We start from the raw sequence: 13,196 nt of genomic DNA, 5'->3' as shown, positions 1-13,196 counted from the left end.
TTGCGGCCCTTTTCAAGATTGTGAGGATTATTCCTCGGTCTCTTGGCCACTGCGGTTAAGCAGGAATTGGACAAGCATTGAGACCGGACGGCCCGTTGAGCCTTTCGCTGCACCAGACTTCCATGCAGTGCCCGCGATATCAACGTGTGCCCAGTGGTATTTCTTGGCAAACTTAGATAGGAAACAGCCAGCAGTGATAGTGCCGCCAGGGCGACCACCGATGTTTGCCATATCAGCAAATGGGCTCTTAAGTTGTTCGTGGTATTCGTCAGCCATTGGAAGGCGCCATGCACGGTCACTTGCTTGCTCAGATGCGTTTACTAGTTCGTGAGAAAGAGGGTTGTGGTTCGATAGTACACCGCTGATGTGGTGACCAAGAGCAATCACACACGCACCAGTTAGAGTTGCTACATCAATTACGCAGTCTGGTTCAAAACGCTCAACGTAAGTCAGCGCGTCACATAGAACCAAGCGGCCTTCTGCATCAGTATTAAGAACTTCGACAGTTTGGCCCGACATAGTAGTTAGGATGTCACCAGGACGGTATGCGTTGCTACCAGGCATGTTTTCACAACCCGCAAGAATAGCGACTACATTGATTGGCAGGTTGAGTTTTGCCAAGGCTTTCATTGTGCCGAATACGGATGCAGCACCACACATGTCGTACTTCATCTCATCCATCGCTTCACCTGGCTTAAGCGAAATACCGCCAGAATCGAAAGTCAGGCCCTTACCAACGAGTACGATTGGTTTTGCTTCTGGATCAGGGTTGCCCTTGTACTCCATGATAGACATCATAGACTCGTTCTTCGAACCGCGGCCAACGGCTAGGTATGAAGTCATACCCAGTTTTTCCATCTCTTCTTCACCAATGATTTTAGTCGTGATGGTGTCGTAGTCATCGGCTAAGCGGCGAGCTTGTGAAGCTAAATAAGCTGGGTTCGCAATGTTTGGTGGCATATTGCCAAGGTCTTTCGAAGCCTTAACACCTGAAGCAACAGCTAAACCATGAGCAATCGCTTTTTCACCTTGGTTTAACTCGCGACGAGTCGGAACGTTGAATACGAGCTTACGTAGTGGACGACGAGTTTCAGGCTTGCTGCTCTTGAATTGGTCGAACGTGTATAAACCGTCTTTGGTTGCTTCTACTGCCTGACGCACTTTCCAGTAAGTATCGCGGCCTTTAACGTGCAGCTCAGTAAGGAAACATACTGCTTCCATAGAGCCAGTTTCGTTTAGAGTGCTGATGGTTTTTTGGATAATTTCTTTATATTGGCGCTCACCAAGTTCACGCTCTTTACCACAACCTACCAGCAACACGCGCTCTGAAAGCACTCCTGGAACTTGATGCAGAAGTAGCATCTGCCCTGGTTTACCTTCCAGATCACCACGGCGAAGTAGTGAACTAATGTAGCCATCGCTAATTTTGTCTAGCTGCTCTGCTACTGGAGAAAGGCGGCGTGGTTCAAACACTCCAACAACGATACATGCGCTACGTTGTTTCTCTGGACTGCCACTTTTTACACTGAACTCCATGCGTACTCCTACATCCTGAAGACATTTAGAACTAAATGTTAGATAATGCCGGCTTACTTGTTGATTCCTTACTAGGAACTACCCTTAAAATAAGCAGACTAACAGTTAGTGAAAATTTTAAAAATAAAAGGTTCAACGGGAAATTATAGTGATTCAATCAAAAAAACAAGTTTTGTATAGGTAATTTCAGCGTGATTATTGTTAGATATTTGATCCGCGAGACACTCAAGAGCCAGTTTGCGATATTTTTCGTGCTCTTTTTAGTGTTTCTGAGCCAGAAGTTCATACGAGTTTTGGCCGAAGCCTCGGATGGTGAAATTCCTGCTCGAATGATCCTGTCCATCGTGAGTTTGAACATGCCTGCGATGGGGTTGTTGATGCTGCCTTTAAGTTTGTATATCGGTATTTTGCTCACTTTTGGCCGCCTATATGCGGAAAGTGAGATCACCGTAATGAATGCAACAGGGATCGGAAATAAGTTCCTAGTACGAGCTGCCTTATATCTTGCGGTAATTACTGGCTGTGTGGCTGCGTTTAACTCATTTTGGTTGGCTCCGTGGAGCCAAGACAAAGAAGCGCAACTGATGGAGCAGTTAGCTTCCGAGAATAGTGTGGACTTGCTGCAAAAGGGTAGCTTTCAACGTACACCTGATGGTTCTTCGGTGGTATTCATCGATGATATTGAAGGCAAGCAGCTGAAAAACGTGTTTGTAGCTCAACTGCGTCCGCGTGATTCAATCTTACCAAGTGTAATGTTCTCAAATTATGGTGATGTCAAAGAAACCAGTGATGGCCGTCAAGTGATCACTATGTACGAAGGTACTCGTTATGAAGGAGTACCTACACGAGTTGATTATCGAATCACTGACTTTGATGAATATGAAGGCCTAATTGGACAGCGCAGCGTAAAAGAGAAAGGACGTGACTGGGAAGCAATCCCAACCTTAGCGTTACTATCTAACCCAGACCCTAGAGCACAAGCCGAGCTGCAGTGGCGTATCTCTTTGGTTCTATGTATTCCGCTACTCACTATGCTGGTGGTGCCACTTTCGGCGGTGAACCCTCGCCAAGGTCGCTTCGCGAAAATGGGGCCGGCAATTTTGATTTATCTGGCGTATTTCTTATCGATCAGTGCGACTAAATCTGCGATTGAAGATGGAAGTATTCCAATTATGGTCGGCATGTGGCCTATTAATGCAGCTTTACTGCTTTCGGCCATAGGAGTGAACACCATGGATAGCATTCCGGTCAGAAGGTTTAAAGATAAGTTGAGACAAAAGAAGGTGGCGAAAGCAAGTGTTTAAGATTCTAGATTTATACATCGGTAGAACGATTATCGCGACCACTTCGCTTGTATTGATCACTTTTGTTGGCCTTTCCGCCATCATTAAATATGTTGAGCAGCTAAGAAAGGTCGGGCAGGGCACTTACGACTTATTCCAAGCGTTGATGTTTGTGGTGTTGAGTATTCCACGTGATATCGAGATGTTTTTTCCAATGGCGGCTTTGCTTGGTGCTTTGATTGGTTTGGGGATGCTAGCGGCGAGTTCAGAGCTAGTGGTAATGCAGGCGTCTGGGTTCTCTAAACTCAACATCGGTATGTCGGTGCTAAAAACCGCGGTACCGTTAATGATCATTGTGACTTTGCTTGGTCAGTGGGGCGCACCGCAAGCTCAAAAAATGGCGCGAGACTTACGCGCTATTGCCACATCTGGCGGTAATATCATGTCAGTGAGAACTGGTGTGTGGGCAAGGGATGCCAACGACTTTATCTTCATCGGTAAAGTAGAAGACGAAACAATTCATCAGATGAACATGTGGCGTTTCGATGAAGAGAAAAACTTAGAGTCGGTTATATACGCCAAGAAAGTCGATTTCATTTCCGATAACGAATGGGAGATGAAAGACGTTCAAGTGACGGACATGCGTGATGGTATTGAAATATCAAAAGATACCTTGCCGACTTATCGTTGGACGACGTCTTTAGCTCCAGACAAACTTGCTGTAGTGACGGTTAAACCAGAAGAACTCTCGCTCAGTGGCTTATACGACTACGTCACCTATCTTGACGCATCAGAACAAGACTCGTCACGCTATGAGCTCGCGTTGTGGCGTAAGATAACTCAGCCATTCTCGATTGCTGTAATGATGTTGATGGCACTATCGTTTATCTTTGGTCCGCTGAGAAGTGTGACAATGGGCGCTAGGATTTTATCTGGTGTTATCGCAGGCTTTACTTTCTACATATCGAGTGAGTTTTTTGGCCCATTGAGCTTGGTGTACGGAATACCGCCAGTATTTGGCGCTGTTGCTCCAAGTGTGGTGTTCTTATCGGTGGCGATAATGTTGCTGCGAAGAAAATTATAAAGCAATACGGTTATTGAAAAAGGAGGCGAAAGCCTCCTTTTTTCTATTGTGCGTTCTTTAATACTACTACTTGAGTTTTGGCCCAAATGTCGTGGAAGCCACGCTTTTTAGGGTCAAAAGGTACGGTGAAGTTAGCCAGGCCGAAACCGGAAGTCCCTAAGCGGATCAATGCTTGAGTAACAGTAATAGGTGTCGCGTCTTCGTTTCTAATTTGCAGCTTCCAAGCTCGCATTCCAAGAGTTTGGCCAGCGCGGGTCCAAAAGAATACAAAGAAGTAAACCCATACCGCAGCAAGGTATAGTGTAAACAGTGGGCTTACTATTGGGTGTTCACCCACAAGACCAGCCGCATCACCGTACTCACCGTAACTGAGAATGCCCGCTGCGTTAAGAGCAAAAATAACCGCAATCACAAGCCCTGCGGCCATCATTTCAATCGCGAGTACAATTAATGCGTCGTAGAAAAGAGCACCAAAGCGACGCATAAGACCTGCTGGTGGAAGAGTGGTGGAGTGAGTCATAGTTAAGTACTTACCTAATTCAAATTGCGCGAAAGAATAATGCCTCAAAGGGACACTTTAAAGAGAGCTAACGCACAGCTTACCAATTTGTGGTGAAATTATCGGCAAACAAAAGATTTTTCAATCTTTTACTCTTGCGCACCTAAGCTTCTTACGTATAATGCCAATCATCAAAGGGGAACACCCTAAGATGCCGGTGTGGTGAAATTGGTATACACGACGGATTCAAAATCCGTTGCCTTCGGGCGTGGCGGTTCAAGTCCGCCCACCGGTACCATACATAGAAAGGTCGCTTTATAGCGGCCTTTCGTCGTTTTAGGCAGTGTATATTCGTGGGGTGCAGTGCCCAAAGGGCGTGATAGTCTATGAAAGCCTCCCTATCCTCATTAGAACGCTCCCTTATTCATTCTGGTTACCTATAAAGTCAATGTTATAGCGATTAAAACTATACATAGGGTAGAGGTCTAGTTCGCTGTTTTGTCTCGCGAAATACGATTTTATTTCACAAGTCGTTACACAGCCTAGAGGGTTAGGGCTTTACATCTGGCGTTATGCGATGAACAATCACGTTTGAAAACACCAAAAGCATGACAAGTCACTAGGAAATTATGAGTAGCACTGAGACGAAAAAGTCGAATCCATTGTTTGAAGTCCTTTTCAACGTTTTTATCCCTTCTTTCATTTTAATGAAGTTCAGTGGTGACGAGCACTTAGGAACGGTCATGGCGCTTGTTGTTGCGCTGGCATTCCCTGTTGTGTTCGGTGGCATGGATCTGATTCGCAATAAGAAGTTTAATTTCATTGCAGCGCTGGGTTTTGTCAGTGTTCTACTGACGGGGGGGATTGGCTTACTAGAGCTCGATACACGCTGGTTGGCGTTAAAAGAAGCATTGATTCCTGGTCTTATCGGTTTAGCGGTGTTGGGCTCAACGTTCACTCGTTATCCTTTGATGCAAAAGATGGTTTTAAACGATACTGTCTTAAACCTTCCATTAATCACCCAGCGTCTTGAAGAAAACGGTAAGTCACAAGCATTTGAGCGTTGTTTGATGACTTCTAACTACCTATTTGCCAGTACCTTTGCCTTTTCGTCAGTGATGAACTACTTCCTTGCAACATGGATCGTGACGAGCCCTGCGGGTACGGCTGCATTTAACGAGGAGTTAGGGAAGTTAACATTGTATAGCTACCCAGTGATTGCGATTCCAAGCATGCTGATGATGTTTGGAATCTTCTATTACGTATGGCGACAGATCCGCGCAATGACATCGTTGGAAACGGAACAGATATTCCATACTAAGTAAGTTAAATAGCAGAAGCCCGGCATTGTGTCGGGCTTTTTGTTTTTGATTTGAATGAAACAGTTACCCAAGTGCGAAGGCAAAGTTCTAACTCGATCACTAAAGCCGGTAATAGGTTAAGTATCGAGTGAAAAAATTCAAAATTTTCATGCGAATTTTCAATTGGTTGCCTATCTTTATCTTATGAATCTGTTTATGGAGATAGCAATGTATCAAGTGACCCCATATCTATTTTTTGCCGGCCGTTGTGAAGAGGCTCTCGAGTTCTATCGTAAGAGCTTTAATGGTGTCGTGTTGACCAAGCAACTATTCAAAGATGCACCACAAGTTATTGAAGGTGCGGACCCTAATTGGGTCATGCATGCGGAATTTGAAGCTTTCGGAATGAAACTGATGCTTTCAGATGGTTTAGTGGCGAAAGAGCTGGGGGGAAACAACATTGCTTTATCAATAGTGCTGGATAATCTGGATGAGCAGGCAAGGTTATATGACAAACTCTCGGAAGGGGGGCATGTGATGATGCCTTTAGCGGATACTTTCTGGGGCGCTAGATTCGGTAAAGTAGAAGACCAGTTTGGAGTGCGCTGGATGTTGCACTGCGAATTAGTTTAACTAACAAAGTGTTACGAGGATATTACTCTACTTTTTAACAACGTGTGCTAGTGATGAAATGATAATTTAGATAATCTAAACTTATAAAATCCACCGATAAATAAAGTGTTGTATATAAAACGTGGCAAGCATCAAAATTACCGTCGATCGTATCCAACCAGGGCTGCACATTCGGCTACCGGTAAAGTGGAACGAGCACCCATTTTTATTTAATAGCTTTAAGGTCAAAGACCAAGAGCAAATCCAGTTGATCAAACACCTGGGGATTAAACATGTCTATATTAATCCAAACCAGAGTGATACCCAACCATTGCCTCCAGATCATGATAAAGGCACTTCAGAGTCGGAAGAAGAAGTGGTGATCGATATCGAAGCTCAGAAAATGTGGGACGAGAAACAAAGGCGAATTGAGGAGCTAAGCGCTTATCGTCGTCGAGTCATTCAATGTGAAAAAGAATTTGAGCGTTCGTTAGCGCGTATGCGTGCGGTAATGAACAAGATTCGTAATCGTCCTGAGAAAGCCGTCGATGAAGCAGCTGCTCTGATTGATGATATCGTCGATAAGTTACTAGGTGACAATAGCGTAACACTGCATTTGATGAACGGTAAAAGTGAATTCGAAGACATCTACTTTCATTCGTTGAATGTGTCCGTTATTGCGATGATGATAGCTAAGGCTAAAGATTATGAAGCGCAGAAGATAAAGGATATTGCTTTTGCAGCGTTGTTCCATGATATGGGCAAGATAAAAGTCCCTGCTGCTATTGTAAGGAAGCAAACACCGCTCACTGATCCGGAGAAGAACTACTTAAAGCTGCATACGAAATATGGGTTAGATCTAGCGAATAATATGGAGAGCTTTCCTGACGCAGCAAAACTCGTAATAGAACAACATCATGAGCTCAACGATGGCTCTGGTTACCCTAATGGTTTAAAAGAAGACAAGATTAATGATTTAGCTAAAGTCGTCGCTGTTGCTAATGCCTTCGATAACCTGTGCCATCCGGCAATCCCCTCTGAACAGAAAATTCCTTATATAGCGCTTTCTCATCTGTATAAGAATTGCAAACACCTTTATGACAATGACAATCTCAACATACTGATTAAATTCATGGGAGTTTACCCACCGGGCACAGTCGTGCAGTTGTCTAATGAGATGGTTGGCTTAGTGATTTCTGTCAATGCCAAGAACATATTGTTTCCAAACGTCCTTATATACGACCCATCAGTACCTAGGACGCAAGCGCCTATTATCGACTTAGCTGATAAAGAGCTAAAAATCGTTAATGCAATCCTGCCAAATAAATTGCCAGACAAAGTACGAGAGTATTTGAATCCGAGATCTCGTATTTCCTATTTCTTCGACAGTGATGACTAGTTACCCACAGGTAATTGTGGAAAACATGTTCCTTTTCGGTAGTTAACGTATAGATAAAAAACGCCCTGATGGATTTGTCGCCATTCGGGCTTTTTTTATTGAAAAAGTGCGTTTTTTTGCTTGCCAGAAGAAACTGACTCTCTATAATGCGCTCCCACTGACACGGCAGATGCCACAAGGCTTCAGCAGTGAACAGTTAAGACGGGATGTCGGTGAGAAAATAAATATCAAAAAGTGTTTGACACTGAAGATTATCTCGCTAGAATGGCCGCCTCTTCTGAAGTGACTTAAGTCACAAAGAAGAAACGCTCTTTAACAATTTAAACCTATCAATCTGTGTGGGCACTCGTTGATGATAATCCAAAAGATTTATCAATGAACTGAGTGACCAAACGAGTCGTCTTTTTATTTGAAAGGACAGCTTGGCACAGTCAATTCACATTACTCTGCTTTTTATAAGCAAAGAAAATGTAATCAGTATTCATTGAGCCGAAGCTTTAAGCTTCAACAAAACTTTAATTGAAGAGTTTGATCATGGCTCAGATTGAACGCTGGCGGCAGGCCTAACACATGCAAGTCGAGCGGAAACGAGTTAACTGAACCTTCGGGGGATGGTAACGGCGTCGAGCGGCGGACGGGTGAGTAATGCCTAGGAAGTTGCCCAGTAGAGGGGGATAACCATTGGAAACGATGGCTAATACCGCATAACCTCTTCGGAGCAAAGCAGGGGACCTTCGGGCCTTGCGCTATTGGATACGCCTAGGTGGGATTAGCTAGTTGGTGAGGTAATGGCTCACCAAGGCGACGATCCCTAGCTGGTCTGAGAGGATGAACAGCCACACTGGAACTGAGACACGGTCCAGACTCCTACGGGAGGCAGCAGTGGGGAATATTGCACAATGGGCGAAAGCCTGATGCAGCCATGCCGCGTGTGTGAAGAAGGCCTTCGGGTTGTAAAGCACTTTCAGCAGTGAGGAAGGCATTAAGATTAATACTCTTAGTGTTTGACGTTAGCTGCAGAAGAAGCACCGGCTAACTCCGTGCCAGCAGCCGCGGTAATACGGAGGGTGCGAGCGTTAATCGGAATTACTGGGCGTAAAGCGCATGCAGGTGGTGGATTAAGTCAGATGTGAAAGCCCGGGGCTCAACCTCGGAACTGCATTTGAAACTGGTTCACTAGAGTACTGTAGAGGGGGGTAGAATTTCAGGTGTAGCGGTGAAATGCGTAGAGATCTGAAGGAATACCGGTGGCGAAGGCGGCCCCCTGGACAGATACTGACACTCAGATGCGAAAGCGTGGGGAGCAAACAGGATTAGATACCCTGGTAGTCCACGCCGTAAACGATGTCTACTTGGAGGTTGTGGCCTTGAGCCGTGGCTTTCGGAGCTAACGCGTTAAGTAGACCGCCTGGGGAGTACGGTCGCAAGATTAAAACTCAAATGAATTGACGGGGGCCCGCACAAGCGGTGGAGCATGTGGTTTAATTCGATGCAACGCGAAGAACCTTACCTACTCTTGACATCCAGAGAACTTTCCAGAGATGGATTGGTGCCTTCGGGAACTCTGAGACAGGTGCTGCATGGCTGTCGTCAGCTCGTGTTGTGAAATGTTGGGTTAAGTCCCGCAACGAGCGCAACCCTTATCCTTGTTTGCCAGCGAGTAATGTCGGGAACTCCAGGGAGACTGCCGGTGATAAACCGGAGGAAGGTGGGGACGACGTCAAGTCATCATGGCCCTTACGAGTAGGGCTACACACGTGCTACAATGGCGCATACAGAGGGCGGCGAGCCAGCGATGGTCAGCGAATCCCAAAAAGTGCGTCGTAGTCCGGATTGGAGTCTGCAACTCGACTCCATGAAGTCGGAATCGCTAGTAATCGTAGATCAGAATGCTACGGTGAATACGTTCCCGGGCCTTGTACACACCGCCCGTCACACCATGGGAGTGGGCTGCAAAAGAAGTGGGTAGTTTAACCTTCGGGAGGACGCTCACCACTTTGTGGTTCATGACTGGGGTGAAGTCGTAACAAGGTAGCCCTAGGGGAACCTGGGGCTGGATCACCTCCTTATACGATGATTATTGCGATGAGTGTTCACACAGATTGATATGGTTTAAAAAGTTAAGAGTAAGGAAAACTTTTCCAGATGGGGCTATAGCTCAGCTGGGAGAGCGCCTCGCTGGCAGCGAGGAGGTCTGCGGTTCGATCCCGCATAGCTCCACCATCTTTAAGTGTTCTTCCTTAAGAATCTTTAAAAATGGTTACTTCCTTGGAAGTGATTAGCTCTTTAACAATTTGGAAAGCTGACGAATAACATTTGATTGATGTTATTCAAATAAAAGTTCTCAAATCCTATGTCTCATAGAGATGTAGGTACCAACACACATTCAAGTGTTCTTGGGAATAACTTTCGAGTTATTCATATTTGAGTCCGGCAAAATCGAATGTCTCTCGCTCATTCAAATAATGAGAGACAACACCTTGGTTGTTTGCCATACGTAAAGACCCCTTCGGGTTGTATGGTTAAGTGACTAAGCGTATACGGTGGATGCCTTGGCAGTCAGAGGCGATGAAGGACGTATTAACTTGCGATAAGCCCAGATTAGGTAGTAAAAACCATTTGAGTCTGGGATTTCCGAATGGGGAAACCCAACTGCATAAGCAGTTACTGTTAACTGAATACATAGGTTAACAGGGCGAACCCGGGGAACTGAAACATCTAAGTACCCGGAGGAGTAGAAATCAACCGAGATTCCGAAAGTAGCGGCGAGCGAAATTGGACTAGCCCTTAAGCTTTTAATGATGCAGGTGAAGAGTCTGGAAAGTCTCGCGATACAGGGTGATAGCCCCGTAACCGACACATCATAATCAGTGAAATCGAGTAGGGCGGGACACGTGATATCCTGTCTGAATATGGGGGGACCATCCTCCAAGGCTAAATACTACTGACTGACCGATAGTGAACCAGTACCGTGAGGGAAAGGCGAAAAGAACCCCTGTGAGGGGAGTGAAATAGAACCTGAAACCGTGTACGTACAAGCAGTAGGAGCACCTTCGTGGTGTGACTGCGTACCTTTTGTATAATGGGTCAGCGACTTATATTCAGTAGCAAGGTTAACCGATTAGGGGAGCCGTAGAGAAATCGAGTCTTAACTGGGCGTCGAGTTGCTGGATATAGACCCGAAACCAGGTGATCTAGCCATGGGCAGGTTGAAGGTTGAGTAACATCAACTGGAGGACCGAACCGACTAATGTTGAAAAATTAGCGGATGACTTGTGGCTAGGGGTGAAAGGCCAATCAAACCTGGAGATAGCTGGTTCTCCCCGAAATCTATTTAGGTAGAGCCTCGGACGAATACTACTGGGGGTAGAGCACTGTTAAGGCTAGGGGGTCATCCCGACTTACCAACCCTTTGCAAACTCCGAATACCAGTAAGTACTATCCGGGAGACACACGGCGGGTGCTAACGTCCGTCGTGGAGAGGGAAACAACCCAGACCGCCAGCTAAGGTCCCAAAGTATAGCTAAGTGGGAAACGATGTGGGAAGGCTTAGACAGCTAGGATGTTGGCTTAGAAGCAGCCATCATTTAAAGAAAGCGTAATAGCTCACTAGTCGAGTCGGCCTGCGCGGAAGATGTAACGGGGCTAAGCTATACACCGAAGCTGCGGCAATGCAATTTATTGTATTGGGTAGGGGAGCGTTCTGTAAGCCGTTGAAGGTGGATTGTAAAGTCTGCTGGAGGTATCAGAAGTGCGAATGCTGACATGAGTAACGATAAAGGGGGTGAAAAACCTCCTCGCCGGAAGACCAAGGGTTCCTGTCCAACGTTAATCGGGGCAGGGTAAGTCGACCCCTAAGGCGAGGCCGAAAGGCGTAGTCGATGGGAAACGGGTTAATATTCCCGTACTTCTTACAATTGCGATGGGGGGACGGAGAAGGCTAGGTGGGCCTGGCGACGGTTGTCCAGGTTCAAGTGCGTAGGCTTAAGAGTTAGGTAAATCCGGCTCTTTTTAAGGCTGAGACACGATGTCGAGCTACTACGGTAGTGAAGTCATTGATGCCATGCTTCCAGGAAAAGCCTCTAAGCTTCAGATTGTAAGGAATCGTACCCCAAACCGACACAGGTGGTCGGGTAGAGAATACCAAGGCGCTTGAGAGAACTCGGGTGAAGGAACTAGGCAAAATGGTACCGTAACTTCGGGAGAAGGTACGCTCTTGACGGTGAAGTCCCTTGCGGATGGAGCTATTGAGAGTCGCAGATACCAGGTGGCTGCAACTGTTTATTAAAAACACAGCACTGTGCAAAATCGTAAGATGACGTATACGGTGTGACGCCTGCCCGGTGCCGGAAGGTTAATTGATGGGGTTAGACTTCGGTCGAAGCTCTTGATCGAAGCCCCGGTAAACGGCGGCCGTAACTATAACGGTCCTAAGGTAGCGAAATTCCTTGTCGGGTAAGTTCCGACCTGCACGAATGGCGTAATGATGGCCACGCTGTCTCCACCCGAGACTCAGTGAAATTGAAATCGCTGTGAAGATGCAGTGTACCCGCGGCTAGACGGAAAGACCCCGTGAACCTTTACTACAGCTTGGCACTGAACATTGAGCCTACATGTGTAGGATAGGTGGGAGGCTTTGAAGACGGTACGCCAGTATCGTTGGAGCCATCCTTGAAATACCACCCTTGTATGTTTGATGTTCTAACTTAGCCCCATTATCTGGGGTGAGGACAGTGCCTGGTGGGTAGTTTGACTGGGGCGGTCTCCTCCCAAAGAGTAACGGAGGAGCACGAAGGTGGGCTAATCACGGTTGGACATCGTGAGGTTAGTGCAATGGCATAAGCCCGCTTGACTGCGAGAATGACAATTCGAGCAGGTGCGAAAGCAGGTCATAGTGATCCGGTGGTTCTGTATGGAAGGGCCATCGCTCAACGGATAAAAGGTACTCCGGGGATAACAGGCTGATACCGCCCAAGAGTTCATATCGACGGCGGTGTTTGGCACCTCGATGTCGGCTCATCACATCCTGGGGCTGAAGTCGGTCCCAAGGGTATGGCTGTTCGCCATTTAAAGTGGTACGCGAGCTGGGTTTAGAACGTCGTGAGACAGTTCGGTCCCTATCTGCCGTGGGCGTTGGAAGATTGAAGGGGGCTGCTCCTAGTACGAGAGGACCGGAGTGGACGAACCTCTGGTGTTCGGGTTGTGTCGCCAGACGCATTGCCCGGTAGCTAAGTTCGGAATCGATAACCGCTGAAAGCATCTAAGCGGGAAGCGAGCCCTGAGATGAGTCTTCCCTGGCGCTTTAAGCGTCCTAAAGGGTTGTTCGAGACTAGAACGTTGATAGGCAGGGTGTGTAAGCGTTGTGAGGCGTTGAGCTAACCTGTACTAATTGCCCGTGAGGCTTAACCATACAACACCCAAGGGGTTTTGATGGACTCAAATAGAACATTGAATGTGTATCAGTAGAACTTAAATCAGTTTT

The 13,196-nt window shown here is 46.5% G+C and carries 7 protein-coding genes, 2 tRNA genes and 2 rRNA genes; 9 read left to right on the top strand and 2 right to left on the bottom strand.

The window, feature by feature from the left end; genetic code table 11:
- Positions 1-27: 27 nt before the first annotated feature.
- Positions 28-1,536 (bottom strand): leucyl aminopeptidase, encoded by a 1,509-nt coding sequence (gene pepA / locus ACXABW_RS13055; RefSeq protein WP_252028321.1) that lies wholly within the window; start codon positions 1,534-1,536, stop codon positions 28-30.
- Positions 1,537-1,727: 191 nt separating this feature from the next.
- Here pepA and lptF point away from each other — a divergent pair, with 191 nt between their 5' ends.
- On the top strand, positions 1,728-2,840 hold the full coding sequence (gene lptF / locus ACXABW_RS13050) for an LPS export ABC transporter permease LptF (RefSeq protein ID WP_457523047.1): 1,113 nt from the start codon (positions 1,728-1,730) through the stop codon (positions 2,838-2,840).
- Entirely contained in the window at positions 2,833-3,903 is a 1,071-nt protein-coding gene (gene lptG, locus ACXABW_RS13045; RefSeq protein ID WP_265686861.1) for an LPS export ABC transporter permease LptG, read from the top strand. The genes lptF and lptG overlap by 8 nt, the downstream gene beginning before the upstream one ends.
- A 43-nt stretch (positions 3,904-3,946) precedes the next feature.
- Here lptG and ACXABW_RS13040 read toward each other — a convergent pair whose 3' ends face one another.
- Complete coding sequence (locus ACXABW_RS13040; RefSeq protein ID WP_252028318.1) at positions 3,947-4,423, bottom strand: RDD family protein; 477 nt, start codon at positions 4,421-4,423, stop codon at positions 3,947-3,949.
- A 192-nt stretch (positions 4,424-4,615) separates the two neighbouring features.
- Here ACXABW_RS13040 and ACXABW_RS13035 point away from each other — a divergent pair.
- The 7 genes from ACXABW_RS13035 (at position 4,616) to ACXABW_RS13005 (ending at position 13,124) form a co-directional block, all read left to right on the top strand.
- Positions 4,616-4,700 (top strand) — tRNA-Leu (locus tag ACXABW_RS13035).
- A gap of 331 nt (positions 4,701-5,031) precedes the next feature.
- Positions 5,032-5,727, top strand: coding sequence for a VC0807 family protein (locus ACXABW_RS13030; RefSeq protein WP_252028317.1), 696 nt, complete (start codon positions 5,032-5,034; stop codon positions 5,725-5,727).
- 204 nt (positions 5,728-5,931) lie between these two features.
- Positions 5,932-6,336 (top strand): VOC family protein, encoded by a 405-nt coding sequence (locus ACXABW_RS13025; RefSeq protein ID WP_252028316.1) that lies wholly within the window; start codon positions 5,932-5,934, stop codon positions 6,334-6,336.
- A gap of 121 nt (positions 6,337-6,457) precedes the next feature.
- A complete protein-coding gene (locus ACXABW_RS13020; RefSeq protein ID WP_252028315.1) occupies positions 6,458-7,714 on the top strand; it encodes an HD-GYP domain-containing protein in 1,257 nt (418 codons plus the stop codon).
- Positions 7,715-8,230: 516 nt separating this feature from the next.
- Positions 8,231-9,783, top strand: a 16S ribosomal RNA gene (locus tag ACXABW_RS13015).
- 78 nt (positions 9,784-9,861) lie between these two features.
- Positions 9,862-9,937, top strand: a tRNA-Ala gene (locus tag ACXABW_RS13010).
- 297 nt (positions 9,938-10,234) lie between these two features.
- Positions 10,235-13,124, top strand: a 23S ribosomal RNA gene (locus tag ACXABW_RS13005).
- The 16S and 23S rRNA genes sit together here with 1 tRNA gene alongside, the layout of an rRNA operon.
- The last annotated feature ends 72 nt before the right edge of the window (positions 13,125-13,196 follow it).

Source organism: Vibrio paucivorans (assembly GCF_054053395.1).
The sequence above is the reverse complement of the archived record's forward strand: the minus strand, read 5'-3'. Positions and strand labels throughout refer to the sequence as shown.

Coding starts and splice junctions, on each gene's coding strand:
- ACXABW_RS13030 (WP_252028317.1), top strand. CDS start 5,032: ATGAGTAGCACTGAGACGAAAAAGTCGAATCCATTGTTTGAAGTCCTT.
- pepA (WP_252028321.1), bottom strand. CDS start 1,536: ATGGAGTTCAGTGTAAAAAGTGGCAGTCCAGAGAAACAACGTAGCGCA.
- ACXABW_RS13025 (WP_252028316.1), top strand. CDS start 5,932: ATGTATCAAGTGACCCCATATCTATTTTTTGCCGGCCGTTGTGAAGAG.
- ACXABW_RS13040 (WP_252028318.1), bottom strand. CDS start 4,423: ATGACTCACTCCACCACTCTTCCACCAGCAGGTCTTATGCGTCGCTTT.